The sequence below is a fragment of the Mesorhizobium sp. 2RAF45 genome, from assembly GCF_052115225.1.
Taxonomy (GTDB): domain Bacteria; phylum Pseudomonadota; class Alphaproteobacteria; order Rhizobiales; family Rhizobiaceae; genus Mesorhizobium; species Mesorhizobium jarvisii.
The window spans coordinates 568,750-594,627 of the sequence record NZ_JBFRGG010000002.1 but is presented as its reverse complement, the minus strand read 5'-3'; the positions used below and the strand labels follow the sequence as shown (position 1 = coordinate 594,627).

Sequence of the window (25,878 nt, the reverse complement as noted above, 5' to 3'; positions counted from 1 at the left end):
CTCCCTGTCTGGTTGTACCTGTCGCGCAGGGCATTTCGGTCCGGCCGAAGCCCATGCGGCATCTCTGGCGATCACGGTCGCTGCCGCATATAGCTTCTGGTTGACGTTTACGTCAACGCAAATCCTGGAGACTGGTTCCTGTCGCCGCATCAATAGCCTGTCGGGCACCAGTGGTCAGTGGGCCGGCGGCGCTTCCGCTTCGGCAGGCTTCGCGGTCCCGGCAGCCGCGGTGTCGGAATCCTGCCGACGGCGTAGCCAGTTGTCGCGGATCTCGTCCTTGCTCAGGAAATTGACCTGATCGATCAGAACCTCATGCACCAGGTTCGTGCCGACGCGGGTGTTGACGGTGTCGCGGATGGCGGCGCGAAAGGAATCGAGATCGATCGTCGCCTTTTTGGTGAAGTCGATCTGGGGATTGGCGTAGAGGTAGCTGTAGACCTGGTCGGTGATGAGCGCTTCGGCCGGAATCGACAGTTTCTTTATCTGCTCCGGTTCGACGGTGTAGACGAGCTTGGCCAGGAAATAGCCGCCGATCTTGGAATCGCGGATCAGCGGCACCGAAATGACGTCGGTCTTGACGTAGTCCAGCCCGCCCAGCATCGGCTTGGGTTTCTCGCCGACGCCGCGTTCACCGGCTGCCTGGAACGAATAGAAGACGGCGCCGAGCGTGGCGGCGCAGACCCAGACCGCGATGGCGATGATCTTGATCATTCAGAGCCCGACATCATCGCGCTCTCGAGCCTGTTCCATCCCAATTCAATCGGGATGGTGCTCTATCTCTTTGTTTGAGCATGATCTTTTCCAAAAACCGGCATCCATTTTTCGGGATCATGCTCTAGCCTTTCATCCGGCCGAACTCGCCGGCGGAGTAGGTGCCGTCGGTTTCGGCGCGCTGGATGGCGCTGCGCAGCAGGCTGGCGACCTCGTTGACGGCGCTCAGATGCGCCAGGATCGCCGCCTCGTTCTTCGCCAGTTTCTGGCGCAGCCGGGTCAGGCCCTCGCGGTGCTGTTCGAGGAACTCGGCTTCGCTGCCGCCCTTCATGGCGCGGGTCAGCTCATAGAGATAGCGGCTCTTGCGGGCGTTCGACGCCTTGAGATCATAGCCGGTATCGCTGCGGATGCCGGCAGTCTCTTCCTCGACCACCTCCTCGATGCGGCCGATGATGGCGGCAAGGTTTCCGGGCCGCGCGAACGGGATCGGAGCCTCCGACGCAGTCGTGCGGGCCGGCAGGTTGGCAGTGAATTCGGAAGAATCGGCCATGGTGTTTCCCAGTCTAGATCTTGATGTCTGTTTTTATGGTTGTCTCGTCGCCGGTCATCGATCTGGCGGCCTTGCGCTGCAATTCCTGGACGAGCGAGGTGGACAGACGGGTCTGCTGATCGATCTCGGTCTTTTCCGGTCCGTTTGACACCGGGCCGATCGGCACCTTGCGCTTGCCGTCCATATAGTGGTCGGCAAGCAGCGACTTGGCGATGCCGATGCCGCCGCGCTCGGCCATGACGTCGGCGACGCGCTCGGCGAGCTGCGACTTCCACATGTCGCCGGCCAGACCCGTGCCATAGACGCCCTCTGTGTCCTTGGGCAGCATGTTCTGGATGAAGGTCTGCAAGACCATCGCCTCGAACTTCTTGAATTTTTTGGCCGGATCGGCTGTCGCCGCCGCCTTGTCGGCCGTGGCGCGCGACAGGATCGAGCCGGCATCGACAGACGCCGCGGTATCTAGCGAACCGGGGGTGTCGACCGAAAAGGCACCGGCAGCGGCGCCCGCGCGCTTGGTCAGCGCGGCGCGGGCAGCCTCGATATCCATCGGATCGGCAGCTCGGGCGACATCCATAACGATGTCGCTGGGTGGAGAAATCGCCAAGAAAGTCCGCCTTTTACCGGGTTTCCTTAGCCAGACCATGCCTCAACAAGCTTGTGGCAGGCTTGCGCGAGGGGGAGGAGGGCGGACTGTGGGGATTGAGCGGCTGCTTCGGGTTCTCGCCGACCTTGCCTGCGGCGGTAGGCGGATGGCCGGAGTGCCCTGCCAACGTCGAAAGTCGCTCCGCTGCCTCTACAGGTCTTGACGGGAATTGGCGTGCCTGTTTGAGAACGGGGGGCGAGACATTCGCTGGATGGGAGACGGGCAAGCGGTGGGCAAACAGTGAAGCGCGTTCTTCGAATGCTTGCCGCCGTGATTGTGGCGTCCGGCCTGGCCGGGTGCACCAGCATTTCCTACTACGCGCAGTCTGTGGAGGGCCACGTGCAGATCATGGCCGCGCGGAAAAATGTCGGAAGGCTTATCCGCGATCCCTCGACGCCCGAGGCATTGCGCGCAAAATTGACGTCGGCCAGCGCCATACGCCGCTTTGCCACGGAAGAACTGGCGCTGCCCGACAACAGCAGCTATCGCAGCTATGTCGACATCGGTCGGGCCGATGTGACCCTTGCCGTTTTTGCCGCGCCGCAATTCTCGCTTACGCCGATAACCTGGTGCTTTCCGGTCTTCGGTTGCGTTCCGTACCGGGGTTACTTTTCCCGGAAATCAGCGGCTGAAAGCGTCGCCGAACTGCAGCGGCAAGGACTGGACGTTTATGTGTCAGGCGTCACCGCCTACTCCACGCTGGGCTGGTTCAGCGACCCGCTGCTCAGCACCATGCTGCGTCAGGACGACACCTACATCGCCAGCCTTATCTTTCATGAGCTGGCGCATCAGAAGATCTATGTGAACAACGACTCCGCGTTCAACGAGGCTTTCGCGGTCGCCGTCGAAACCAGCGGTGTGAGGAGATGGCTCCGAGCTACCGGCAATCGCGCCGGATTGCGCCGCTACGAAGCCGATCGCAACCGCCGGGCGGATTTTCTCGGACTGATAGCGAAAACGCGCGATGAGTTGCGGCAGGTCTATGGAAGTCCCCGCGCCCGTGAGCAGATGGCGATTGCCAAGGCCGCCACGATCGACAGGCTGCGGGTGCGCTATCGGCAGATGCGCGACAAAAGCTGGGCCGGATACCGGGGATACGATGCCTGGTTCGATGCCCCGATCAACAATGCAAAGCTCGCCGCGACTGCCGTCTACGGTGAACAGGTTCCAGCGTTCCTTCATCTGTTCGATTTGTGTTCCGGCGATTATCCAAGCTTCTACGCTGCTGTTCGCCGGATCGCGGATTTGCGGGAACCTTCCCGCGCCGAAGCGCTTAAGGCCGCGGATACCTGCAATTGACTTGGGCAAGCACGGACCTAGCAGCCTGGCGTCGCATTGCTCGTCAACAGTGACGATCCAATGTCGGCGTCGAGCGCGAAGCGCTCGCAGCGCTCGCCGTCGGACACATCGATGAAGCTCTCGATGTGCTTGAAGCCGAGCTTCGCCAATATACGCAGCGACGCGAAATTGCGCGCCGCTGCCTCGGCCGTCACCTGTTCAAGCGCCAGGGTTTCAAAGGCGTAGCGCAGGACTTCGCGCGCCGCCTCGCTGCCCATTCCGTGCCCCCAATGCGCGCGCGCCAGCACAAATCCCAATGCGGCTGCCTTGGCGTCGGTTGTGCCGAAGGACAGGGTTATCGTCCCGATCGCGTCCGATACTCCCGCCTGGTCTATGGACCACTGGATCGCCCTACCGTCGGCGAACCGCTGACGCGAGCGGGCCAACCATCGCTCGCCCGCTCCTATGTCGCTGGGAATGTGATCACCGGCAAGGGAGGCGGATTCGACATCCGTCGCGCGCGCAAACCATGCCGGGATATCCCGTTCGCTGGGCGCCCGAAGCACGAGCCGTGGTGTCATGAGTTTGGGAAATCGGACTGCTTCCATGAGGGCATTTTCGACCCGAGGCGGCGCCAATGCAACGGCGCGGGCAGGCCGCGTCCGCCAGCTGGAAATGACGGCCCCGCTTGCGTCCGGAACCAGCCATTCAGCCGCAACCAGCATGGTCGCGAAAGCGTACCGTTCCTATGGGACTTCGTAGAGTTCCAGCGGCAATCCATCTGGGTCGTTGAAGAAGGTAAACCGTTGATCTGTATATGGGTCGATGCGGATTGGCTCAACGGCGACGCCGGCGGCTTCCAGGCGCATGATCACGGGATCAAGATTGGCCACGGCAAATGCCAGATGCCTCAGGCCTGTCGCCTCTGGATAGGACGGCCTCGTCGCTGGGGCGGGGAAGGAGAACAATTCCAGCTGGACGGACCCGATCCGCAGATCGGCCTTCCATGACTGTCGCTCCTCCCGATAGACCTCCCGGATCAGATCGAGGCCGAGGAGTTCGACATAGAACCATCGCGACCGGTCGTAGTCGGTGCAGATGAGCGCGACGTGGTGAATGGCGTTCAGCATGTTGTGAACTCTAGCGAAGCTTGGATTTGAGGCCAAGGTCACCAGCGGGCACGAAGCACTTTGTTATGTCGCCACTCAAAGATACAGTACGGCAGCTTCCAGGCTTGGCGGGGATCGGCGGACGGCGACCATGCGGCGCATTGCTGACCGGCAGATTTTGAGCCGTCAACTTTCCTGGCGCGCCGCGAAATTAGTAGCATTTCACGCTGGTTTCACGACACGTATGGAATACGGTCCAAGGGACGGGGAGAACCGGAATGAACGCTCATCGCGGCACGACTACCGCCGGGCTGGCCGTGTCGGGCGGTGTTCAAGGCATCGCCGGCATTGTCGATCCGCGTCAGGTGCAGTTTCGCAACTTTGGCAATGTTGCCGGCGCGGACGAAGCCAAGCTCTATCATGGCCTGGAGACGCCTTGGGCCACTCAGTGCCTGTTTGCCAAGCTGCTGCGCAGGATGAGTGCGGCATCCGCCGGAGGTGGCAATAAAACCAACGAGCGGATTCCGGCAGGATACACCTATCTTGCCCAGTTCGCCGCACACGACATTATCCGCAATTCCTCTCTCAGTCCCTTGTTGGCGGCCCACGAGGCAGAGCGCCGCAACGAACGCGAGGAGGCGCTCCTGCTCGACGTGCTTTACGGCGGCGGACCGTTCTCGGACCCTGGTTTGTATGTAGTGGCCAAGCCGGGTGAAGTTGTCAGGTCGCTCATGCGTACCGGGCCAATGGCACCGCCGTCACCGAACGCCATGGCGATGCCCGCAGGCGCCTGTCCCTTTGCCATACGCGACTTGCCACGCTTTCAGCAAGCCGATCTGAGCGATGGATTCGAAAGTGGTCGGACGGATGTCTTGGTCGCAGACCAGCGTAGCGACGACAACGCCAACATTGCGCAAATGACGGCGCTTTTCCTGCATCTGCACAATGCCGTGGCCGGTGCGCTGAGCAGCAGCGGAATACCCAAGAAAGACGTCGAACTGCCGGCAGGTGCGTATCTTTTCGACCGGACACGCCGCGTCACGACGGCGATCTACCGGAATGTGCTGCAAAATGATTTGCTGCCGCGCCTCATCGCCAAGCCGATATGGGACCTCTACAACGCGAACGGGTTCAGACCACTGGTCGACATGCCGCAAGGTGTCCCGATTGAGTTTTCCCACGCGGCATACCGCTTGGGCCATTCCATGGTCAGGCTTTCCTATGTCTTCAATGACCAGCATCCGGAAGGCGAAGGGCTGGAAAACGTGTTGCTCAACCGCTCCTCATCACGCCCGCATAGATTCCCGGTCTCCGAACACTGGATCGCCGATTGGTCGCATTTCTTCCAGATCGCCGGCTCGACGCCGCAGTTCAGTCGGCGTATCGGACCAACGGTCAACGAAGTGCTGCTGAGTGCCTACAGCATGCCGATCCTGTGCGTCGGCCCCGATTCAAAGCCACTTGACCCCGCCACGGCGGGTCTGTTGAGCGAGGCAGACAGGGCTGCACTACCCGATCCGAATGCGTCGGGACTTCTGTTCAGCGATTTGGTCCGAGGAACCATTGGTGGCCTGCTCAGGCTCGATGCCTTGATCGAACAATTGCCTCAGGCCGCTCTCGCGACCGCGCCGTTACTCGGTGATGCCGGGAAGCGTGACCAGGCTATTCGATCCTGGCTTCAAGGTTCGACCGTTGCCTTCACCGCGGCCGAGGCGACTGAGCTGGCAGAAAATCCACCGTTGCTGTTCTGGCTGTTGTTGGAGGCCGCGATCGAACAGGACGGGCTGTGTTTCGGTACCATCGGATCGGTGATTGTAGGGGATGTCTTCATGGCAAGGTTCGCGGCCTCGCGCGCCATGATCGAAGACGACCCAATTACGCAAGACCTCGTCGCCAGACTGTTTCCCACCGGCATCCCGCGAACAATGGCCGACCTGATCCTTTTCGTCGCCAGCGCGCTCAATCTGGGCGACGCCTGGCCCCGGTTTATCACCCCGCCTACAACTCCTGGAGCTTAACCATGGCTGACCCCGTCGACAATCTGGACGCCTTTCCCGAACCGATCCAAACCCTTAACTTCGAGGCGACCGGCCGCAAGGTGGTGCAATGGGCACAGGATCCCAGCACGCGTCCGCGCGACTTGGCCGAGTTCAAGGCGCAACTCGATGGACTCGTCGTCGTGCCGGACCGCTACAAGGAAATCCAGATCGTGCAGGGATACGACCACGTCTTCTTCCTGCGGTTACCGCCCAACAACCAAGTGACGCAATCGCAAAAGAAGCTCCAGGCCGAACAAGGTGGCATGGCCGACTATGGCATTCCGGAATTCTATTTCGATGCCATTCTCGAAAAGGTGCCGTTCAACCGCGACAGTTTCTTCTACTCACGCATTGCGGACTACACCATTCGGGGCTGCCGATAGAACGGGCTCTGGCAAAGGCATATGGCTGACGACAATGCCGGCCCCGGCCAGCCCTTGGCGCAGTGCCTCGAGGGCATCTGGACTGTAGATCGGAAAGCTGTCCATGAGCCATGTGCCGACGTTGCCCGGCTCCGGTGACTCATTTCCAAACCACGTCGTCTTCAGCTGCGCTAAAAATCGGTCGGCCTCTTCATGCGCCGCTTTCTCGTTGCCGAGCAAGGCGAGCGCCGCAGCCTTCCAGCCGCCGATGTACGACACACTATCGGCGGCGCGCTCGGCCGCTTCGACGCAACCGGCATAGTCGCCAAGCAGGAACCGCACGCCCGCCTGATAGCTCCATTGCAGGCGTGAAACGCCGAGTCCGGTCTGCAGCGCCAGAGTGGCAATACGCCGCGCGTTCTCGCGATCATCGCAATAGGCAAGCCCGAGAGACGCGGAGACCAAGGTCCAGGGGTCGTTGCCATTGAGTTCGCAGGCCAGAAGGAAGCTGATGGCTGCCTGCTGCGGGATGCCGTTCATGGCGTAGGACCACGCCAGATGCAGTTGGCTTCGGGAATCGATCGGATCGATCTGGGTCGCCTGCTTGGCAAACGTCAGCGCTTCGGCGTGGCGTTCGCGTCGCCGGCCGATGCCGGGGAAGATCAAATGCCGTGAATTGATGATGCCGGCCAACCCGGCGTAGGCGGCAGCGAACCGTGGTGACTCTGCGATGATTGATCTGAACAGAGCCTCGGCCCTCTCCTCTGACTCCGGGCGCCATTGAAAGATCAGCTCCTGCGCCCTCAGCCAGCGGTCGAACTGCTCCAGCGACAGGTCCGGGATGCTGGCGATCTGAACCAGCCGTTCGGACGACATGCTGACTCCCAGCGCGACGGCGATGCGGCGGATGAGCCTCTGCTGGGTCTGGTACCACTGGCTGTTTTCGATGACAAACTGCTCACTCCAGATGTAGCGCCCCGATGCAAGCTGCTTAAGCGTCATGCTGAGACGCAATGTCGGCCCGTCGATAAATCCGGTCGCCTCGATGCAATAGGCATTCTCGGTGAAGCGGGGGGGATGCCCTTCCCATTCCATTACCGCCCAGTCGCGGAATCGCACCAGGGACGCGACCAGTTCACTGCGGAAGATTTGCACGGCGTTCCGCGCGCGGACGGAACCGCTCACCAATTCGAACTCCCGCACGAACAGCAGCACGCCGGCGGCGGGCTCTTGCAGCCGTTGCGCCTGGGACCCGAACGCCTCGGCGGCGATTGCGGTCACCGCCCCCCTGTCCGTGGCCCCGATCGTACCAAGCTTGATGTCACTGACCAGTGCCTGCGTGGCGGCTGAAGGTTCGCTGTCGAACTCTGTTTCAAGCAGGTCCCAAAGCCCCTTATAGGCCCTCAAGGCCGTTGCTTGGTCGCCCATCCGAGCCGACGCTTCCATGACTGCGCGGCACCCGATCTCGTTGGTCGGATCGAGATTGAGCAGGGCTTGTCCGGCTCGCTTTAGCGCTGGCCAGTCTGCCGCAGCCTTGGCCATCGCTTCCAGACACGAGATAAATTCATCCTGAAGGCATTGCCGCTGGACGAGGACCCAATTCCGAAACGAGGGGTCGATGTCGTCCAGGCCATTGAGAAAGCTTTCGGCGACACGCTGCCTCTCCAGAAGGACGGGCGGAATCCTTCCAGCTTTCAGATCGTGCCTGATCTCACTCACATCCACTGTGACGAGCGACTGCTTCAGCGTCACGTTGAGCCGGTCTCCGAGGAAGACCCCTTCGACTTCAGCCAGGCAGGTCTTGAGATCGACTACGGTTTGCCTGAGCGAGGCCCTCGCTCGTGCCTCGTCCGATTCACTCCAGAGCAAACCGCAGATGCGCTCGCGGGTTTCAAAACCATGAGGGCTGAGTGCAAGATAAGCAAGGACGGCACGCGATTTGCGGTTTCTCACGGCGATGTCTCGCCCAGATTGGCTCAGCGCTACCTTGTCAAGCGTCGTGACACGGATCAGCGGCGCAGTCCTCGTTGGGGAGTTGTGCCCGATCATCGTTGTCCCGCAACTGCCTCCGTCTACATAAGATCGGCGCGGCCGCTCGGGCCGGCCTGGTCAATGAGGGAACGAAGCCGACGCGACTGGAACGGCGACGCAAGAGGTTGCAGCCCTGGGACGAAGACTTTGGCGACGGGAATGTCAAACATCGGCGTGGTCAGATCTGCTGCGTATATGCGGTATTGCTTTTTAAGCATTTCGCCAACCAAGGATACGAAATTCAAGCCCTTTTCGGCATTTTTGTGCATCAGCAGGCTACTGGACAGGTGTGAGATGAGGTCCGTGTCGATTGCGCCAGGGGTCTCGGGGCGCTCCTCCTGCCGGCTGTCGAGCTCGTCGAGCCTCTCAACTCCCTGTTCTGCGCGTTTCATTGCCGCCACATCGAGAGCCAATTCCATCTGGCACATTTCCAGCAGCGCCGCCCTCAGGGCGTTGCCCGCGTCCAGCCTGCAAGCCAGCCCGACTACCAGACCGCGACCATCCGCGTCGAAGGATAGCGCCGCGATTACAGGCGCGGGAAACTCACCCGATATGTCGAGAAACTGGGTGCATCTGCCGAGCTTCTCCTGCCTTATCCGCGCAAGCAGATCGAGCACGCCCGCGCCGGCAAGCGCTTCCAGTCCGATCAACCGGCCGCCGCGCCTGCTGCGCCACCAGGCGGCAGCCGCATCTCGCTCGATTGCTTCCAGCAGCGCCGAGGTCAGGGCAGCCTCGTGGGTTATCCCTGCGGCGCATCCGCAACTGGTCACCCAGGCGCTCCGGTTGGCGCTGCGAATGAAAAGTGTCTCGGGCAAATAGCCCTGCCGACCGTCGTCCAGCCGGCGCACGGGCACCCATCGGTCACTTTCACCGAAACCGGACTGCACCCGGAAATCATCGAGGTGTTCAGCCAGCCGAACGTCCTGCCAATGGCCTACACCATCTACCATCGTGCGGTTCATCGTCCCGTGCGGCACTTGCCATTCGCTATGATATTCGATGCCCTCGCCGATGCAGGCCTCGAATGCGCGCCCCAGGGTGAGGCCGACACCACTGAAGCTGGCAGAAGCGGGTGAGGCCGAATCTCCCCAACTGCGGTGTACCTGCGCACCAAAGAAGTGCAGCCCCGGTGCGTAGCGGGCGTGCAAGCGGAACAGATTGCCAAAGTTTGCCGCAGCTGAGAGTAGTCCTTGGCGGTTATTTGTCGCTATCAAGCCGGGATCTGTATCACCAGAGTCAAGGTAGCCGAGCGCACCGAGCAACCCGCGTGCCATTGCAGCCTGTTCAGGCGCTAGATCTTGCGGCCGTGAACAAAATCGCGCTGCCAGTTCAAACGCGTTTGCGGCGGTCAATCCACAATCCTCGCTGTTGAAGAAACCCTTTCCCTATTGTCTGCCACTTTCGCCCTACGATCTTGATCGGGTCAACAAAACGTTGCGTGCGAGGCGACCCAAGCTCGGCAAAGACACGGAGCTAAAGATGGCCGTCATCTCACGCTGATTTCACGCTAGCTGGTCTAATGGTTGTTTCCGAGGCGTCATCTCGACTGCCCCGGAGCTGAACGACCCGAACCGGACCCATCGAGACGATGGAAGATCGGCGCCAATTCATTTTCCTCCCGGGAGCGGCGCCGCGGGGCCATGACCGGATGGGGCCGGTCTGTGCCTCGCGGCCCACTGGGAAGGGCGAAGCGGCTTCTTCGACACAAGGCCATTCTGGGTTTCCTCCCGGGAGCGGCGCCGCGGGGCCATACCGGATGGGGCCGGTCTGTGCCTCGCGGCCCACTCGGAAGGGCGAATTGGCTTCTTCGACACAAGCCCATCCTCGGATCAAGAAATTCGACAACACAGGAGATCAAAAATGGCAGCGCATGGCACCCCGCCCCGTGGCATTGATGCGACACGATCGCCGTTGTTCGAAGGCCGCTTCGGTCGCATGTTCCGAAATCTGGCACCCGCAACGTTCGGGGCAAACGACCAGGACAACCGACGCAACCTCAAGGCGCTCGGCGCCGCCATGTCTGCTGACATTGACGAGCCGAAAGATGGGCTCGATGCCGAGGAAAGCGGGATTCCTGCCCTCTATACCTATTTTGGCCAGTTCGTTGATCACGACATCACATTCGATCCCGTCAGCACCTTGCGTAAATCGCTGGATCCCGATGGGCTCGTGGATTTCCGCACGCCGAGCTTTAATCTGGATAATGTCTATGGCCGGGGTCCAGCCGACCAGCCTTACATGTATACGAAGGAAGGCCGCTTCCGCCACGGCGATGCAATGACAGGGGCCGGTGGCCAGCCCGGCCACGATCTGCCGCGCTTCGCCGGACGAGCAATCATCGGCGACCCCCGCAACGATGAAAACAGTCTGGTGTCGCAGCTGCAAGGGCTGATGCTCAACGTGCACAACCGGATGGTCGATGACAATCCGGGCCTGGGTTTTGAAGCGGTCCAGCAGCTCGTCCGCTTCCACTACCAGTATGTTGTCGTGAATGACTTCCTCTCCAGGATCGTTTCGCAACCGATCCTAGACGCACTTAAGACGGACGGCCGCTTCGATCAAAAGCGATTGCGGTACTTCCACTGGCGCAACTTGCCGTTCATGCCAGTAGAGTTTTCGGTCGCCGCCTACAGACTTGGCCATTCGATGGTAAGGCCCGGTTATCGGCTGAACGACGACAAGCTGCTGCCGATCTTCCCACGCGCCGGCAAGCCGCATGAGGAGGCGCTTACCGGCTTCCAGACGATGAAGCCGGGTCGCGCTCTGGACTGGGGTCGATTTATCGACATTGACAAGCGCGCAGGTGGATCGGATCCCGAGACTGGAGATCCTGCCAATGTGCGTCGGCTGCAATTTGCCTACAGGATCGATACATCCCTCGTCGGTTTCCTGCACGATCTGCCGAAAGCCGTGGCGGGCGACCCGCCGGCCTCCCTCGGCGAGCGCAATCTCTTGAGGGGCTGGCTTCTCGGCCTGCCGTCCGGCCAGAGCGTCGCACGTGCCATGGCCATCGAGCCCCTGGCCGATGCGGACATCATAATCGGCAAGGCTGTGGATGCTCCCGAGGATGGTGATGTCGTAGGCCCGATCATCGATGCCGTCACAGCCAAGGGTGGCGACGGCAAGGCCTTCGCCGACAACTGCCCACTTTGGACCTATGTCCTTGCCGAAGCGGCAACAAACAAGACCAACATGGCTATCCCGATTACAGGAGGCGGCACACGTTCCACGCCGCAGCTTGGACCGGTGGGCGGCCATATTGTGGCTGAGGTGTTCCTGGGATTGCTGTTCGGCGACGGCATGTCCTACCTGTCGCTCGATCCTTTGTGGAAGCCTGTGAGCGGGGCAGGCTTCAGACTGAAGGATCTGGTCTCCTACGGGCTCGGCATGGGGCCGTCGCTTCACTACCGGTGAGACAGCGCTCGTTGCAAAATAGACCGCCGTGGCCGATCTCATGCGATCGGCCCTGCGTTCAGCGGCGATATCTGCTTTTGAAGGCCGGCAATAGCCGACCAAGTGACCGAGATGCGGCACAAAGCGGCCGTTCCCGTCGTTCAGGGCGTGCGTCCGCAACGGGCGGTGACCAAATTCCCGCAGCTATTCCTCGCTCCGCTTCTGCGCGATCAGGTCCAGCCGTTCGCGGTCGGAGCGTTCGCGCTCGTCGCGGTTGCGCACGTCCTTGTAGGCGCGCTCGACCATGTTGGTGCGGGCATTTGCCGTGGCGATGAGGCCGGCCTCCTGCCTGGCGCTTTCCAGACTCGTCTCCTGGCGTACCACCGCCTGGGCGATGCGGCGGTGATAGAGATCGGGGAACAGGCCGGAGAGCGAATTGTCCTGGTCAAAATGGCCGATCAATTCCCTGGCCTCGGCTTCCGCCGCGTTAGCCGCGGCCAGGAAAGTGGCGTGACGGGTCTCGTGGAGCGCCTTCAGCTGTTCCTGCACCTTGACCAGTTTCTTCAAGCGGTCCTTGCGCGTGCTCATCTCACCTCGCCAAAGTCAGGTCGACGAAGCCGTCGACGAACAGCGACAGCATGGTGCCGATGGCGAAATAGAAGATGATCATGCCGCCGGCGATGACGAAGGGCTGGGAGATGAAATAGATCGGGATCTGCGGCGTCAGCTTGTTGACGAAGCCGATCGTCAGATTGACCAGAATGGCATAGGCGACGAACGGGCTGCCGAGGCGGATGACCAGGAAGAAGGTGTCCGACACGGTGTCGGTGATGTCGACCAGGGCGGCCTGCGGGTTGAAGAAGACGTTGACCGGCGCGACCGTGTAGGACGCCACCAAAGCGCGGACGATTTCGTGGTCGAAGTCGAAGACGAACAGCATCAACAGCGCCGAGAACGAGATGATGGCGGCGAGCGCCGCCTGCGGTTCCGATTCCTCGATCGCCGGCCCGCCCGAGCCGCCATAGCCGATCAGCATGGCGATGGCCGAGCCCATGAAGCGCAATGCCTCCATGTAGAGCCTGGTCATGGCGCCGATCAGCCCACCGACCAGCAGTTCCGATATGATCATCGGCACCAGGATCTGCGGGCGCGGATCGACGAAGGGAATGATGCGGTCCCACAGGAACGCGAGCAGGCCGCCGGTGGCGGCGACCGCCACGAACAGCCTGACCTGCACCGGCACGCGGGCGCTGGACAGGCCCGGCATCAGCATGAAGCAGGCGCCGATCCGGCAGAAGGCGAGGAACGCCGCGATGACGACGCTCTGCGAAAGAACGCTCACGATATGGTCCCGAGCACCCTGATCTCGACGCCCTTGGCGATTTCGACATGCGAGAGCACCGGCAGCGTGGTGAACAGCCGCTCGATGATCATGCGCACATAGGGGCGGGCGTCCGGCGCGGTGACCAGAACGAAGCGCTCGCCGGCCTCGAGGAATTTCTTGATCGCCTTGGTGGCGTCCTGGCCGAATTCCTCGAGCTGGCGCGGGTCGATGTCGAACTCGCGCACCTCGCCCTTGGCGTCGCGCTTGAGGCTTTGATGGAAGGCGAGATCCCAGCGGTTGCCGAGGCGCAGCACCTTGAGCACGCCGCCTTCCGAAAGATCGCCGCAGATCTGCTGGGCCATGCGGATGCGGACGTGCTCGACGATCTGCTCGGTGCGGCGCACATGCGGCGCGATCTCGGCGATGGCCTCGATGATCAGATGCAGATTGCGGATCGAGACGCGCTCGGCTAGCAACAGCTTCAGCACCGCCTGCAGGCCGGGATAGGAGATGTGCGTGGTGCAGATTTCGTCGGCGAGCTTGCGGTATTCCTGGTCCTGGCGTTCGAGCAGCGCCTTCATGTCCTTGTAGGACAGAAGCTGCGGCAGGTTGTTGCGGATGACTTCCGAGAGATGGGTGAGCAGCACGGACATGTTGTCGGCAAAAGTGTAGTTCTCGCGCTTCAAATCCTCGGCGAAGGTTTCCATGACGGAATAGGCGCGCATGCCGAAGGCCGGTTCGCGGATCTCTTCGCCGGGGATTTCGGGTACGTCGCGGCTGCCGAGCAGAACCATGATCTCGCCGACGCGCATCGAATATTCGGCGACCACCGTGCCGTGCACCTTGATCTGATAGCTCTTCGGCGGGATGGCGAAATCGTCGGCGACACGCACTTCCGGCACGACGAAGCCGTATTGCTGGGCGAATTTCTTGCGCATCTTGGCCATGCGGAAGACCAGCTCCTGATGCGAGACCAGAAGCCGGGTCGACAGCTGCTTGCCGATCAGCAGTTCGATCTCGGCGGTGGCGAGCGAGGCCTTGACCGAGTTCTTCTCTTCCTCGGCCTTGGTCGCCTTTTCCTGCGTCTTCAGCGCCTCGGCCTCGGCGAGGACGCGGTTGGCGCGCATCGGGATGATGTAGCCGAGGCCGGCCATGCCGCCGGCCAGCGCGAAAAAGGGGAACAGCGGCAGGCCGGGCATCAGGCCGAGCAGCACCAGCAGCGCCGCCGCCACGTAAAGCGCACGCGGATGGGCGCCGAGCTGGCCGAACACGGCCTGGTTGGTCGAGCCGCGGGTGCCGCCCTTGGAAACCAGCAGGCCGGCGGCGAGCGAAACGATCAGCGCCGGGATCTGGGTGACCAGACCGTCGCCGACCGACAGCTTGATGAACACGTCGGCGGCCTGGCCCATGCCCATGCCGTGCCTGATGTAGCCAATGGCGATGCCGCCGACGATGTTGATGGCGGTGATGATGAGGCCGGCGATGGCGTCGCCGCGCACGAATTTCGAGGCGCCGTCCATCGAGCCGAAGAAGGAGCTTTCTTCTTCCAGTTCGCGGCGGCGCAACTGCGCGGTCTTGTCGTCGATCATGCCGGCGGAAAGGTCGGCGTCGATCGACATCTGCTTGCCGGGGATGGCGTCGAGGGTGAAGCGGGCGCCGACTTCGGCGATACGCGTTGCGCCCTTGGTGATGACGATGAAGTTCACCACGATCAGGATCATGAAGACGATGAGGCCGATGACGAAGTCGCTGGCCATCACCAGCTTGGAGAAACCGGCGATGACATAGCCTGCGGCGTGCGTGCCCTCATTGCCATGCGACAGGATCATGCGCGTGGTGGCGATGTTGAGGGATAGCCGCAGCATCGTGGCGATGAGCAGCACGGTCGGGAACGAGGAGAAATCGAGCGGCCGCTGGATCCACAGCGCCACCATCAGGATCAGCACCGAAAGCGCGATCGAGAAGGCGAGGCCGATGTCGATGAGGAAGGCCGGGATCGGCAGGAACAGCACGGCCAGGATGATGACGATGCCGAGCGCGAAGAAGATGTCGCGGCCATTCTTGGCCACCGCGCCGGGCTGGATGCTTTCGCTGATCGCCATGTAAGTCCTCGAACCATAGGCTGCCGCGCATGGGACAGCCCGGCGAGGGTAGTTGGCCAAGCTTGCGCGAGGGTGGGAGAGTGGCTAGATCGACGATCCCGCAAGAAGGAAGACCCATGCTTCTGATCATCGGCACGATCCGTTTGCCTGCCGGAAAGCTGGAGGAAGCAAGGCCGGTGATGGAGCGCATGATCTCGGGCAGCCGCGCCGAGGATGGCTGCCTGGAATATTCCTATGCGCGCGACGTGCTCGATGCGGGGCTGATCCGGGTCACCGAGGTGTGGCGCGACAGGGCGGCGCTCGATGCGCATTTCCGCTCGCCGCACATCGCCGAGTGGCGCGCGAGCTGGCCGGCGCTTGGTATCGGCGAGCGCAATCTCGTGCTGTATGAAGCCGGTGAGCCCATGCCGACCTGATCGACCGCTCTCGGCTGGACAGCAACCGGGGGCAATCAGGACTTGGCTGTGGCGGCTGTGGCGACGCCGACCAGCCAGCGCCTGACGGCGCGTTCTTCCGCTTCCGACAGCCCCTGCGTCAGCTCGCTCTCGATCGCCTGCACGCGCAGACGGCAGGCGTGCAGCAGTGCGCGACCGCTGTCGCTGAGATCGATGTGCTGGATGCGGCCATGCACGGCATGCGGCTTGCGCACCAGCGAGCCGGCCCGTTCGAGATTGGCGACGATGACGCTGAGCGTTTGCGGGGTGAGCAGCGCCATCCGGGCCAGATCGGCATTGGAGAGGCCAGGATAGGCCGCAAGCATGGTCAGCGTGGCAAATTGCGGCTGCGTCACGCCGAGATCGCCCAGTGCCCTGTCCATCCTGAGCCGATGCGCGCCGGCGGCCTGGCGCAGGAGATAGCCGAGATAGCCTTCCTCGCCGCGTTTGCCTTCGCCGGGGGCGGGTATCGATGCGTGCGGATTCGGCTTGCGCATAATGTAAGAGCTCTTATATGTTGTTCGTGCACTGATATTAGGACATTAAGGAGTCCCTGACGATGGGTCATCGGATCTTTCTTGCCGGCGCCTCCGGCGCCATCGGCCAGCGACTGATCCCGCAACTTCTGGCCGCCGGCCATCAGGTGACGGGCACGACGCGCAACGCGGACAAGGCCGCGATATTGCGCGCCCTCGGAGTCGGGCCGGTCGTCGTGGACGTCTTCGATGCCGAGGCGCTCTCGCGCGCGATGCTCGCCGCCAAGCCTGATATCGTCGTCCATCAACTGACCGACCTGCCGCCAGGGCTGGATCCGAGCCGGATGGGCGAGGCGGTCGTGCGCAATGCCCGCATCCGCGACGAAGGCACGCGCAATCTGGTCGCGGCCGCCGTCGCGTCCGGTGTCCGGCGCATGGTGGCGCAAAGCATCGCCTGGGCCTATGCACCAGGCCCGGAACCGCATGACGAAGCCGACCCGTTGGATGGCGGCGCGAGCGGCAATCGCGGCATCAGCGTCGGTGGCGTCATTGCCCTGGAAAAAGCCGTTCTCAACGCGCCATTCGCCGGCGTCGTGCTGCGATATGGCCAGCTCTATGGGCCGGGAACAGGAACCGATACGGCCGCCGGCGCATCGCCGGTGCATGTCGATGCCGCCGCCTATGCCGCGCTGCTCGCGCTCGACAAGGGTGCGCCGGGCGCCTTCAACGTGGCGGAACCCAACCCGGCGGTCTCGACGCAGAAAGCGGTCGATGAACTCGGCTGGCGCCCGGACTTCCGTTTGCCTGCCTGAATTCGGAGACATCGATATGATCGGCAATCAAGGTCGCTTGCGCACCGGCCAATCTCTTATCGCCATCAGCGCCGTAGCGGTCCTGTTCGCGCTTGCGGCAAAGTGGGCCGGCCCGGGTTTCACAGGCGTCGTGCCTGACGGCATGGAAACGCACATACATATGGCAAACGCCGATGCGGACGACACCGCCCGGGCACGGCCGAAGACGGTCGTGACGCCGATCTCCTGCGAGAGACTGCCCAACGTGCCGGGCAAGTCGATCACCACCGCGATCGTGGCGTTTCCGCCAAACGGTTTCACGCCTCGCCACCGGCATCCGGGCTCGGTAAGCGCCTTCGTCCTGAAGGGCACGTTGCGCTCACAGCTACAAGGGAGTCCCGCCGGTACCTACAGCGCGGGGCAGACATGGTTCGAGCCGCCTGGCACCGTCCATCTCTTCGCCGAGAATGCCAGCACCACCGAGCCCGCCGAATTGCTGGCGACATTCATCGCCGACGATGATTGCGGGGCGCTGACCATACCGGACTGACGACAGAACCGATTGCCTCCCGATTATAGCGGGAAGACCTCGTCAGCCGGTTTCACGGCCATAATGGCGCCTTTGATGTCGCCATTGTGGTTGTCATGCCGTGCCACCCGGCGTATCAGGCAGGTCTGCCCTTTGATATCGGCGAGCCGCCCGAGTGCTTTCCAGAAACCAGCCACAAGTCTATGCCCGCCGGCTGCGCGCGGTGCTTCTGCGATCAATTCCGCTGCTCGAGGCGCGCGGCATCGCCGTGGTCATGCTGGCGGGCGTCGTCGGCGTCATGGCGGGCATACTGGTCACGGCGATGAGCCAGATCGTGCAGGATCTACACGGGCTGTTGTTCGGCGTTCAGCCCGGCGGCCGGCTTTCCGGCATGTTCTCGCTCGCCAATCCCATGCAGGCTCTGATCCCGGCGATCGGCGGCGCCCTGCTTGGGTTGACGGTGATATGGCTGCGGCTGCGCAAATTCCGCACCCCGGTCGATCCGATCGAGGCCAACGCGCTCTATGGCGGTCGCATGTCGCTGACCGACACCTTCATCATCGCCGGCCAGACGATGATCTCCAGCGGCTTCGGCGCTTCGGTCGGCCTGGAAGCCGGCTACACGCAGGTCGGCTCCGGCCTGGCGTCGCGGCTGGCGCGCATCTTCAGGCTGCGCCGCAACGATGTCCGCGTCCTTGTCGGCTGCGGTGCGGCCGGGGCCATCGCCGCCGCGTTCGACGCGCCGCTGACCGGCGCCTTCTACGGTTTCGAACTGGTCATCGGCATCTACTCGGTCGCCAATGTCGCACCTGTCATGACGGCCGCGATCTCCGCCTCGCTGACCGCGGAAATGTTCGGCGGCGTGCCGTTTCCGTTGGAGCTTTCTGGGCTGCCGCAACTGACCGCCAGCCAATATGTGCCGTTCCTGCTGCTCGGGCTGCTGGGCGGCGCGGCCTCGATCGCCATCATGCAACTGGTGACGCTGATCGAGCGCGGTTTCAACAGGCTGTCGGTCGATGCCTCGCTGCGCCCCGTCGTCGGCGGTGTCATCGTCGGCCTGCTGGGGCTGATCACGCCGCAGGTGCTGTCCAGCGGCCATGGCGCGCTGCACCGCGAATTCGCCATGAACTATGGGCTGACCGTGGTGGCCAGCGTCTTCGTGCTGAAATTGGCGGCGTCGGCCATCTCGCTGGGCTCCGGCTTTCGCGGCGGCCTGTTCTTCGCCTCGCTGTTCCTCGGCGCGCTGCTCGGCAAGGCATTCGCCGGGGTGATGGCGTTGGTTTCCCCGGCGACCGGTATCGACCCTTCGGTTGCCGCCGTCGTCGGCATGACCTCGCTTGCCGTCGGTGTCGTCGGCGGCCCGCTGACGATGACCTTCCTGGCGCTGGAATCGACCCGCGACCTGACGCTTACCGGGGTCGTGCTGGCCGCCTCGATCATGGCGGCGATCCTGGTGCGCGAAACCTTCGGCTATTCATTCTCGACATGGCGCTTCCATCTGCGCGGCGAGACGATCCGCAGCGCCCACGATGTCGGTTGGATGCGCAGCCTGACCGTCGGCTCGATGATGCGCAAGGACATCAAGACCATCGATGCCGCGACGACGCTGGCGGACTTCCGCAAGCAGATCCCGCTTGGTTCGGCGCAGCGCGTCATCGCCGTCGACCCGGGCGACCAGTATGTCGGCGTGCTGATCGTAGCCGAACTGCATAGCGATCCCGCCGGCGGCGAGGTGCCGGTGCGCGATCTCGCGCAGTACAAGGATGCCGTCCTGGTGCCCAGCATGAACGTGCAGACCGCCGCCGAGACGTTCCAGCGCGCCGGCGCCGAGGAACTGGCCGTCGTCGAGGATTTCACCGACCACATCGTGCTCGGTCTGCTCACCGAGGGCCACCTGATGCGGCGCTATGCCGAGGAACTCGAAAAGGCACGCCGGGACCTTTCGGGCGAAGGATAAGGCTTCTCCCTACGCGTCCCCTTGTCAATCGGCTGCGCGGCTTACTCATGCGACCTCTCCGACTTGCAGGCTGGCCCAGCTAGTGGCGCCGTGCTGGCGCCCATGGATGGCTTGTCAGTTGTACAGTGGTACTGTACATAGTGTTAAGTGCGGTGAGGAGACGGCATGAGCAAGGGGTCGGACAAGGCTTCGGCGAAAACGGGCGAGACACCGGCCGCGACGCACGCCCACCAAGTGCTGGGCATGCGCCTCAAGAGCCTTCGCCTCGCCCGCAGGCTGTCCCTGCGGGAGCTTGCGGAAGCAACCGGGACGAGCGCCAGTTTCATCAGCCAGCTCGAACGCGGCCTGACAGGGGCCAGCACCGCCTCGCTCAACCAGATGGCCTCGGCGCTCGGCGTCAGCGTCGCCATGCTGTTCGAGGAAAGCACGGCGCAAAACCATGGCGTTCTGAGACGAAGCGAGCGGCCGAGCCTGCCGCCCAGCGACGGCTGCCGCAAGATGCTGCTGTCGCGCCCGCCGCTGAGCGATATGGAGGTCTATGTCGGGGAATTCGACATTGGCGGCTCGACCGGGCCCGATCGTTACACCCACGGCGACGCGCAGGAGATGCTCGTCGTGCTGCGCGGGGTCGTCGAGGTCTCGCTCGGCGACGCCCGTCACGTCCTCGAGGAGGGCGACAGCATCGAATACACGACTTCGACACCGCATCGCTCAGAGAACATCGGCAGTGGCCGAGCCGAAGTGATGTGGATCATCGCGCCGCCGACCTCGGTGCGCGCCGAGCTTGATCAATACACGGCCTGGAAACCGCTCGCGGCCAGGTAGGTCCAATCCAATGCGGGCATCAATGGGAGAATGACAATCATGCAGAAAACGAAAGCTTTGTATCTCAGCGCCGTGATGGCGCTTGGCGTGCTGGCAACCGCAGCGTTCGCACAGGAGAAGCCGGTTGCGGGTGAGGTCAAGGAGGGGTCGCTGAAGGGCAAGACCCTGACGTTCGTCTCCTATGGCGGCATCTACCAGGACGGCCAGGCGGCCGCGCTGAAGGAGTTCGTCGACAAGTCCGGCGTCAAGCTGCTCAATGACGGTCCGACCGAGATCGCCAAGCTGCAGGCGCAGGTCGAGTCCGGCAATGTCACCTGGGATGTTGTGGATACCGACGACCTGCCACCTTACGTCTATTGCGGCAAGCTGTTCCAGAAGCTGGATCTGACGAAGCTCGACGTCTCGAAAATCCCGGAAGGCCAGGTCGGCGAGTGCTCGGTGCCGGCGATGAACTATGGCGTCGTGCTGATGTACAACAAGGAGAAGTACAAGGATAACCCGCCCAAGAGCTGGGCAGACTTCTTCGATACGGCAAAGTTCCCGGGCGTGCGCGGGATCGACGGCTCCGGCAGCCCGACGGGCGGCTTGCTCGAACAGGCGCTTAAGGTCGCCGGCGGCGATCCGAAGGCGATGACGGGGGCCGATATCGACAAGGCCATCGATGTGGTCCGCAAGCTCGGCCCCGATACCATCTTCTGGAAGACGGGTGCTGAATCGCAGCAGCTGGCGGAGTCCGGCGAGGCCGACATGCTGATGATGTGGACCGGCCGCGCCATGACCGCGGTCAAGAACGGCGCCAAATACGCGCCGGCCTGGCAGGATTGGCTGGTGGTGATGGACCAGATGACGATCCCGGTCGGCGTCAAGGATACGGACGCATCCTACGCGCTGCTCAATGCCTATCTCGGCAAGCATGCACAGGAGGTTCTGGCGGAGCAGACGTCCTACACGCCGATCAACAGCGACGCGCAGCCCAAGGTCGACGCTTCCGTCTCCGCCTTCCTGACCAACACGCCGGAGCGCCAGAAGCAGGGCTACAAGCAGAATTTCAAGTTCTGGGTTCCGAACTTCGCGGTGGCGCAGGAAAAGTGGTCGGCGCTGATGGCCGGCAACTGACCGGCTGGCGGAGGCAAAGCCCGTGAGCGCGCTCGAACCGACAACGCCTTCCGTCCTGAAACGGGGTTGGCTATCGCGGCCGTTCGCTCTCACGCTGCCGGCGCTGATTCTGCTGGCAGCCGTCATCGGCTATCCGCTGCTCACCATCGTGTTGCGCAGCCTCTCGGAGCCGCAATGGGGCGTGCAGAATTACCTCTGGTTCTTCGGTGCGCCCGTCAATCTCACGGTGCTCCAACGCACCTTTGTCATCTCGGCATGGGTTACGATCGTCTGCGTGGTCTGCGCCTATCCTTATGCCTATCTGATGACCGCCGTCGGGCCACGTGCGCGGCTCGTCCTGGTGCTCTGCGTGCTCATCCCGTTCTGGGTGAGCGGGGTGGTTCGCACGCTCTCCTGGGTTATCCTCTTGCAGGATTCGGGTGTCATCAATTCGCTGCTGCGCGCGGCCGGGTTCGACGGCATCCGTCTGATCCGCACCCAGACCGGCGTGGTCATCGGCATGGCGCAGGTGCTGTTGCCCTTCATGATCCTGCCGCTCTATTCGGTGATGAAAGGCATCGACCTCAGGCTGATGCGGGCGGCGCAAAGCCTGGGCGCCCGGCCTTCGCGCGCGTTCTTTACGGTGTACCTGCCGCTGTCGCTGCCGGGCGTCTATGCCGGCGCGATCATCGTCTTCATCCTGGCGCTGGGCTTCTACATCACGCCGGCACTGCTCGGCGGCCCGCGCTCGACCATGCTGTCGACGCTGGTGCAGACCCAGGTGCTGAGCCTTTTGCAATGGGGCCGCGGCGGTGCCATGGGCGTGGTGCTTTTGGTCACCACCTTCGTGCTCCTGGCGCTTGCGGCGCCGGTGATGCGGTCCAGGTACCGGGAAGCGGGGCGGCGCTGATGGAAATGAAGCCGCTCACACGCGTCATCCTCGGCCTCGTCTGCCTGCTGGTGGCGATATGGCTTGTCGCGCCGACGCTGGTCGTCGTGCCGATGTCGTTCAACGAGAACAAGTCGCTCGCCTTCCCGCCGCAGGGTTTCTCCTGGCAATGGTACCAGAACTTCTTCACCAATCCGGACTGGATGTCGAGCTTCCTGAACTCGGTGAAGGTCGCCTCGATCGTGGCGGCGCTGGCGACAGTGCTCGGCACGCTTGCCGCCTTCGGCCTCGACCGCATGAAAGCGCGGCCGGCCAACCTCCTGCGCATGCTCATGCTGACGCCTATGGTGGTCCCCGGCGTTGTGCTGGCCATTGGAATCTACGCCGTTTATCTCGACGCCCATCTCGTCGGAACGCTGACTGGCTTTGTCCTCGCCCACACCATCCTTGCGCTTCCCTTCGTGCTGATCGCGGTCTCCGCCAGCCTCGAAGTGTTCGACCGGCGCCTCGAGACGGCGGCGGCGAGCCTCGGCGCGGGAGCGCTGACCGCGTTCCGCACGGTGACCTTGCCGCTGATCCTGCCGGGCATCCTGTCCGGCCTGCTCTTTGCCTTCGCCACCTCCTTCGACGAGATCGTCGTGTCGCTGTTCATCACCAACCCCTACCTCAAGACCTTGCCCGTGCAGATATTCTCTTCCATTACCCGCGACGCCGACCCGACGGTTGCCGCCGTCGGGACGATCCTGCTTTTGGCCACCACGATCCTGATCGGCGGCGGCATGCTTCTTCTTGGCCGCGAGCGGAAAGGACCCCTATGAAGCCGGGACAGGAGAGCAAGGGCGCGGCGATCGATCTCGAATCGATCAGCAAGGCGTATGGCGGCTTCAAGGCGTTGGACGGCGTGTCGCTGCGCATCGAGCCCGGCGAGTTCATGACGCTGCTCGGCCCGAGCGGTTCCGGCAAGACCACGACGCTGAATGTCGTGGCCGGCTTCACCGATCTGACGAGCGGCAAGCTGCTGGTCGGCGGCAGGAACGTCGTCGGCGTGCCGGCGCACAAGCGCAACATCGGTGTCGTCTTCCAGTACTACGCGCTGTTCCCGCATATGAGCGTCGGCCGCAACGTCGCCTATCCGCTGACGCTGCGCGGCGTCGATCAGGCAGAGCGAAAGGCGCGCGTGGCAAGGGCGCTCGACATGGTCAAGATGGGCGACTTCGCGCATCGCTATCCCAGCGAATTGTCGGGCGGACAGCAACAGCGCGTGGCGCTGGCCCGCGCCATCGTCTTCGACCCACCGCTGTTGCTGATGGACGAGCCGCTCGGCGCGCTCGACAAGAAGCTGCGCGAATGGCTGCAGCTCGAGATCAAGCGCATTCACCGCGAGCTCGGCACCACCTTCGTCTATGTGACGCACGACCAGGAGGAGGCGCTGGTTCTGTCGGACCGCATCGCCGTGTTCAATCGCGGGCGCATCGAGCAGGTCGGCACCGGCCGCGAACTCTACGACGAACCGGCGACGCTGTTCGTCGGCCGCTTCATCGGCGACTCCACGGTGCTGCGCGGAGAGGCGCGAAGCGACGGCACGAGCACGGCGCTGCGCATTGCCGGCGAGACGGTGACGGCACCGCGCCGGATCGCCGGCGAAGCCAGCCCGGTCATGTTGCTGCGCCCCGAAAAGCTCGCCATCCGCCGGTCCGGCCAGGACGCGGCAGGCACCACCAACCGGCTGCCGGGGACGATCGCGGAGGCCATCTATCTCGGCTCGGGATCGAAATACGAAGTCAGGCTCGCCGACGGCTCCGTGGCGATTGTGCGCTCACCGCTGACCGGCGACAGCTTCGGCCTTGGCGACAAGGTGGAGCTCTGCTTCGACGGTGCCGACGCCAAGCTTCTGGCCGACGACAGCTCGGCCGACGCGACGCTGACCTGATCCAATCAATTCGAAAGTCATCCCATGCAAGCCAAGCGCAACGGCGACATATCGTTCTGGTATGCGGACCTGGGAGGGGTTCCCGCGCCCCGGCCACCCTTGCCCGGTGATATCGAGGCAGATGTCGCGATCGTCGGTGCCGGCTATACCGGCCTGTGGACCGCCTATTATCTGAAGAAGGCGAGGCCCTCGCTGCGCATCGCGCTGATCGAGCGCGAGTTTGCCGGTTTCGGCGCTTCGGGCCGCAATGGCGGCTGGCTGTCGGGCGGCTTCTCCTGGTCGCGCGAAAAATATCTCAAGACCTCGACCCGGCAAGGTGTCAGCGCCATGCAGGCGGCCATGGCGGGCTGCGTCGACGAGGTGATCCGGGTGGCGAGCGCGGAAGGGATCGATGCCGATATCCGCCGCGTCGACAACCTGACGGTGGCCACCAACCCGGCGCAGCTCGAACGCGCGCGCGCGGAGTGCGAAACGATCCGCGCCTGGGATTTCGACCCGACCCGCGTCGAGATGCTGGATCAAGCGGCGACGCGGGCGCGCATCAACATCCGCAATGTCATGGGCGGCTTCGTCGTCCACGGCCAGGCGCGGGTGCAGCCGGCCAAGCTGGTGCGTGGACTTGCCGCCGCCGTCGAGCGCCTGGGTGTGGCGATCTACGAACAGACGACGGTGACGGCCATCGCCAAGGGCAGCGTGACGACGAACCGCGGCACGGTGCGGGCGGAAACCATCATCCGCGCGACAGAAGGTTTTACCGCGGGCATTCCCGGCGAAGAGCGGACCTGGCTGGCGCTCAACAGCGCGCAGATCGTCACCGAACCGCTGTCCGAGGCGCTTTGGCGCCAGATCGGCTGGGAGGGTCACGAGCTTCTCGGCAATGCCGCCCACGCCTATTGCTATGCCCAGCGCACGCGCGAGGGGCGCATCACCATGGGCGGGCGCGGCGTGCCCTATCGCTACGGCTCGCGCACCGACGTCAATGGGCAGACGCAGCAGGCTACGATCGACCAGCTGCATCAGATCCTGACGACGCTGTTGCCGCAGACGGCGAGCTGCCGCATCGAGCACGCCTGGTGCGGCGTGCTCGGCGTGCCGCGCGACTGGTGCACGACCGTCGGGCTCGATACCGCGACCCGCATCGGCTGGGCCGGTGGCTATGTCGGGCTTGGCGTGTCGAGCTCCAATCTTTCGGGTCGCACGCTCGCCGACCTGATCCTCGGCCAGGACACCGAGCTTACAAAGCTGCCCTGGGTCAACCGCAAGGTCAGGCCATGGGAGCCGGAGCCGTTCCGCTGGCTCGGCGTGCATTCGATGTACCAGCTTTATCGCATCGCCGACGGGCGCGAGGCCGCCGGGCTTGCGCATACGTCGAAACTGGCCGCGCTCGCCGACGGCATTACCGGCCACTGA

The 25,878-nt window shown here is 63.3% G+C and carries 25 protein-coding genes; 14 read left to right on the top strand and 11 right to left on the bottom strand.

Going from position 1 to position 25,878, the window contains the following annotated elements; genetic code table 11:
• Positions 1-174 precede the first annotated feature (174 nt).
• The 3 genes from AB4Z43_RS07740 to AB4Z43_RS07730 form a co-directional block, all read right to left on the bottom strand.
• On the bottom strand, positions 175-711 hold the full coding sequence (locus AB4Z43_RS07740; RefSeq protein ID WP_019861009.1) for a hypothetical protein: 537 nt from the start codon (positions 709-711) through the stop codon (positions 175-177).
• A 124-nt stretch (positions 712-835) separates the two neighbouring features.
• A complete protein-coding gene (locus AB4Z43_RS07735; protein ID WP_027047362.1) occupies positions 836-1,261 on the bottom strand; it encodes a hypothetical protein in 426 nt (141 codons plus the stop codon).
• Between the two features lie 13 nt (positions 1,262-1,274).
• Entirely contained in the window at positions 1,275-1,904 is a 630-nt protein-coding gene (locus AB4Z43_RS07730; RefSeq protein WP_019861006.1) for a rod-binding protein, read from the bottom strand.
• A gap of 258 nt (positions 1,905-2,162) precedes the next feature.
• Between AB4Z43_RS07730 and AB4Z43_RS07725 the strand changes: the two genes are divergently transcribed.
• Positions 2,163-3,203, top strand: a complete 1,041-nt coding sequence (locus AB4Z43_RS07725; protein WP_441936762.1) for an aminopeptidase — start codon at positions 2,163-2,165, stop codon at positions 3,201-3,203.
• 17 nt (positions 3,204-3,220) lie between these two features.
• Here AB4Z43_RS07725 and AB4Z43_RS07720 read toward each other — a convergent pair whose 3' ends face one another.
• Both AB4Z43_RS07720 and gloA2 read right to left on the bottom strand, forming a co-directional pair.
• The gene (locus AB4Z43_RS07720; protein ID WP_441936760.1) at positions 3,221-3,907 is read right to left on the bottom strand and encodes a GNAT family N-acetyltransferase; all 687 of its coding nucleotides are present in this window, start codon (positions 3,905-3,907) and stop codon (positions 3,221-3,223) included.
• A 21-nt stretch (positions 3,908-3,928) separates the two neighbouring features.
• Entirely contained in the window at positions 3,929-4,312 is a 384-nt protein-coding gene (gene gloA2 / locus AB4Z43_RS07715; protein WP_084791672.1) for an SMU1112c/YaeR family gloxylase I-like metalloprotein, read from the bottom strand.
• Between the two features lie 257 nt (positions 4,313-4,569).
• Here gloA2 and AB4Z43_RS07710 point away from each other — a divergent pair, with 257 nt between their 5' ends.
• Positions 4,570-6,309, top strand: coding sequence for a peroxidase family protein (locus AB4Z43_RS07710; protein ID WP_038649367.1), 1,740 nt, complete (start codon positions 4,570-4,572; stop codon positions 6,307-6,309).
• Between the two features lie 2 nt (positions 6,310-6,311).
• On the top strand, positions 6,312-6,713 hold the full coding sequence (locus AB4Z43_RS07705; RefSeq protein ID WP_038649365.1) for a hypothetical protein: 402 nt from the start codon (positions 6,312-6,314) through the stop codon (positions 6,711-6,713).
• Here AB4Z43_RS07705 and AB4Z43_RS07700 read toward each other — a convergent pair.
• A complete protein-coding gene (locus AB4Z43_RS07700; RefSeq protein WP_202379807.1) occupies positions 6,675-8,741 on the bottom strand; it encodes an AfsR/SARP family transcriptional regulator in 2,067 nt (688 codons plus the stop codon). The genes AB4Z43_RS07705 and AB4Z43_RS07700 overlap by 39 nt on opposite strands.
• A gap of 23 nt (positions 8,742-8,764) precedes the next feature.
• Positions 8,765-10,075: a YcaO-like family protein gene (locus tag AB4Z43_RS07695; RefSeq protein WP_441936756.1), complete on the bottom strand. Its 1,311-nt coding sequence runs from the start codon at positions 10,073-10,075 to the stop codon at positions 8,765-8,767.
• 508 nt (positions 10,076-10,583) lie between these two features.
• Here AB4Z43_RS07695 and AB4Z43_RS07690 point away from each other — a divergent pair.
• The gene (locus AB4Z43_RS07690) at positions 10,584-12,137 is read left to right on the top strand and encodes a peroxidase family protein (RefSeq protein ID WP_032920738.1); all 1,554 of its coding nucleotides are present in this window, start codon (positions 10,584-10,586) and stop codon (positions 12,135-12,137) included.
• A 183-nt stretch (positions 12,138-12,320) separates the two neighbouring features.
• Here the strand turns inward: AB4Z43_RS07690 and AB4Z43_RS07685 are convergent, their stop codons facing one another.
• Genes AB4Z43_RS07685 through flhA form a run of 3 tightly spaced genes read right to left on the bottom strand, consistent with a single transcriptional unit; the run spans position 12,321 to position 15,542 of the window.
• Entirely contained in the window at positions 12,321-12,704 is a 384-nt protein-coding gene (locus AB4Z43_RS07685; RefSeq protein WP_064980747.1) for a hypothetical protein, read from the bottom strand.
• A gap of 1 nt (position 12,705) precedes the next feature.
• Positions 12,706-13,458 carry a flagellar biosynthetic protein FliR gene (gene fliR, locus AB4Z43_RS07680; protein ID WP_019860997.1) on the bottom strand — a complete coding sequence of 251 codons (753 nt, stop codon included), beginning with the start codon at positions 13,456-13,458 and terminating at the stop codon, positions 12,706-12,708.
• Entirely contained in the window at positions 13,455-15,542 is a 2,088-nt protein-coding gene (gene flhA / locus AB4Z43_RS07675; RefSeq protein ID WP_019860996.1) for a flagellar biosynthesis protein FlhA, read from the bottom strand. Before flhA ends, fliR begins: the two co-directional genes overlap by 4 nt.
• A gap of 116 nt (positions 15,543-15,658) precedes the next feature.
• On the opposite strand from flhA, the gene AB4Z43_RS07670 reads away from it, so the two are divergent.
• On the top strand, positions 15,659-15,958 hold the full coding sequence (locus tag AB4Z43_RS07670) for a putative quinol monooxygenase (RefSeq protein ID WP_019860995.1): 300 nt from the start codon (positions 15,659-15,661) through the stop codon (positions 15,956-15,958).
• Between the two features lie 35 nt (positions 15,959-15,993).
• Here AB4Z43_RS07670 and AB4Z43_RS07665 read toward each other — a convergent pair whose 3' ends face one another.
• Positions 15,994-16,473, bottom strand: coding sequence for a MarR family winged helix-turn-helix transcriptional regulator (locus AB4Z43_RS07665; protein ID WP_019860993.1), 480 nt, complete (start codon positions 16,471-16,473; stop codon positions 15,994-15,996).
• Between the two features lie 62 nt (positions 16,474-16,535).
• Between AB4Z43_RS07665 and AB4Z43_RS07660 the strand changes: the two genes are divergently transcribed.
• The 9 genes from AB4Z43_RS07660 (at position 16,536) to AB4Z43_RS07620 (ending at position 25,878) form a co-directional block, all read left to right on the top strand.
• The gene (locus AB4Z43_RS07660) at positions 16,536-17,264 is read left to right on the top strand and encodes an NAD-dependent epimerase/dehydratase family protein (RefSeq protein ID WP_019860992.1); all 729 of its coding nucleotides are present in this window, start codon (positions 16,536-16,538) and stop codon (positions 17,262-17,264) included.
• Between the two features lie 16 nt (positions 17,265-17,280).
• On the top strand, positions 17,281-17,793 hold the full coding sequence (locus AB4Z43_RS07655) for a cupin domain-containing protein (protein WP_019860991.1): 513 nt from the start codon (positions 17,281-17,283) through the stop codon (positions 17,791-17,793).
• A 154-nt stretch (positions 17,794-17,947) separates the two neighbouring features.
• Positions 17,948-19,729, top strand: coding sequence for a chloride channel protein (locus AB4Z43_RS07650; RefSeq protein WP_019860990.1), 1,782 nt, complete (start codon positions 17,948-17,950; stop codon positions 19,727-19,729).
• Between the two features lie 165 nt (positions 19,730-19,894).
• Positions 19,895-20,554: a helix-turn-helix domain-containing protein gene (locus AB4Z43_RS07645; RefSeq protein WP_019860989.1), complete on the top strand. Its 660-nt coding sequence runs from the start codon at positions 19,895-19,897 to the stop codon at positions 20,552-20,554.
• A gap of 39 nt (positions 20,555-20,593) precedes the next feature.
• Positions 20,594-21,670 (top strand): extracellular solute-binding protein, encoded by a 1,077-nt coding sequence (locus tag AB4Z43_RS07640; RefSeq protein WP_441936752.1) that lies wholly within the window; start codon positions 20,594-20,596, stop codon positions 21,668-21,670.
• 22 nt (positions 21,671-21,692) lie between these two features.
• On the top strand, positions 21,693-22,559 hold the full coding sequence (locus AB4Z43_RS07635) for an ABC transporter permease (RefSeq protein ID WP_038649343.1): 867 nt from the start codon (positions 21,693-21,695) through the stop codon (positions 22,557-22,559).
• A complete protein-coding gene (locus AB4Z43_RS07630; protein WP_038649340.1) occupies positions 22,559-23,356 on the top strand; it encodes an ABC transporter permease in 798 nt (265 codons plus the stop codon). The genes AB4Z43_RS07635 and AB4Z43_RS07630 overlap by 1 nt, the downstream gene beginning before the upstream one ends.
• On the top strand, positions 23,353-24,468 hold the full coding sequence (locus AB4Z43_RS07625; protein ID WP_441936749.1) for an ABC transporter ATP-binding protein: 1,116 nt from the start codon (positions 23,353-23,355) through the stop codon (positions 24,466-24,468). Before AB4Z43_RS07630 ends, AB4Z43_RS07625 begins: the two co-directional genes overlap by 4 nt.
• Before the next feature lie 24 nt (positions 24,469-24,492).
• Positions 24,493-25,878 (top strand): NAD(P)/FAD-dependent oxidoreductase, encoded by a 1,386-nt coding sequence (locus tag AB4Z43_RS07620; RefSeq protein WP_019860980.1) that lies wholly within the window; start codon positions 24,493-24,495, stop codon positions 25,876-25,878.

Bases quoted from the DNA above. Each gene is read 5' to 3' on its own strand.
- AB4Z43_RS07740 (WP_019861009.1), bottom strand. From the start codon at position 711: ATGATCAAGATCATCGCCATCGCGGTCTGGGTCTGCGCCGCCACGCTC.
- AB4Z43_RS07735 (WP_027047362.1), bottom strand. From the start codon at position 1,261: ATGGCCGATTCTTCCGAATTCACTGCCAACCTGCCGGCCCGCACGACT.
- AB4Z43_RS07730 (WP_019861006.1), bottom strand. From the start codon at position 1,904: ATGGTCTGGCTAAGGAAACCCGGTAAAAGGCGGACTTTCTTGGCGATT.
- AB4Z43_RS07725 (WP_441936762.1), top strand. From the start codon at position 2,163: ATGCTTGCCGCCGTGATTGTGGCGTCCGGCCTGGCCGGGTGCACCAGC.
- AB4Z43_RS07720 (WP_441936760.1), bottom strand. From the start codon at position 3,907: ATGCTGGTTGCGGCTGAATGGCTGGTTCCGGACGCAAGCGGGGCCGTC.
- gloA2 (WP_084791672.1), bottom strand. From the start codon at position 4,312: ATGCTGAACGCCATTCACCACGTCGCGCTCATCTGCACCGACTACGAC.
- AB4Z43_RS07710 (WP_038649367.1), top strand. From the start codon at position 4,570: ATGAACGCTCATCGCGGCACGACTACCGCCGGGCTGGCCGTGTCGGGC.
- AB4Z43_RS07705 (WP_038649365.1), top strand. From the start codon at position 6,312: ATGGCTGACCCCGTCGACAATCTGGACGCCTTTCCCGAACCGATCCAA.
- AB4Z43_RS07700 (WP_202379807.1), bottom strand. From the start codon at position 8,741: ATGATCGGGCACAACTCCCCAACGAGGACTGCGCCGCTGATCCGTGTC.
- AB4Z43_RS07690 (WP_032920738.1), top strand. From the start codon at position 10,584: ATGGCAGCGCATGGCACCCCGCCCCGTGGCATTGATGCGACACGATCG.
- AB4Z43_RS07685 (WP_064980747.1), bottom strand. From the start codon at position 12,704: ATGAGCACGCGCAAGGACCGCTTGAAGAAACTGGTCAAGGTGCAGGAA.
- flhA (WP_019860996.1), bottom strand. From the start codon at position 15,542: ATGGCGATCAGCGAAAGCATCCAGCCCGGCGCGGTGGCCAAGAATGGC.
- AB4Z43_RS07670 (WP_019860995.1), top strand. From the start codon at position 15,659: ATGCTTCTGATCATCGGCACGATCCGTTTGCCTGCCGGAAAGCTGGAG.
- AB4Z43_RS07665 (WP_019860993.1), bottom strand. From the start codon at position 16,473: ATGCGCAAGCCGAATCCGCACGCATCGATACCCGCCCCCGGCGAAGGC.
- AB4Z43_RS07660 (WP_019860992.1), top strand. From the start codon at position 16,536: ATGGGTCATCGGATCTTTCTTGCCGGCGCCTCCGGCGCCATCGGCCAG.
- AB4Z43_RS07655 (WP_019860991.1), top strand. From the start codon at position 17,281: ATGATCGGCAATCAAGGTCGCTTGCGCACCGGCCAATCTCTTATCGCC.
- AB4Z43_RS07645 (WP_019860989.1), top strand. From the start codon at position 19,895: ATGAGCAAGGGGTCGGACAAGGCTTCGGCGAAAACGGGCGAGACACCG.
- AB4Z43_RS07640 (WP_441936752.1), top strand. From the start codon at position 20,594: ATGCAGAAAACGAAAGCTTTGTATCTCAGCGCCGTGATGGCGCTTGGC.
- AB4Z43_RS07630 (WP_038649340.1), top strand. From the start codon at position 22,559: ATGGAAATGAAGCCGCTCACACGCGTCATCCTCGGCCTCGTCTGCCTG.
- AB4Z43_RS07625 (WP_441936749.1), top strand. From the start codon at position 23,353: ATGAAGCCGGGACAGGAGAGCAAGGGCGCGGCGATCGATCTCGAATCG.
- AB4Z43_RS07620 (WP_019860980.1), top strand. From the start codon at position 24,493: ATGCAAGCCAAGCGCAACGGCGACATATCGTTCTGGTATGCGGACCTG.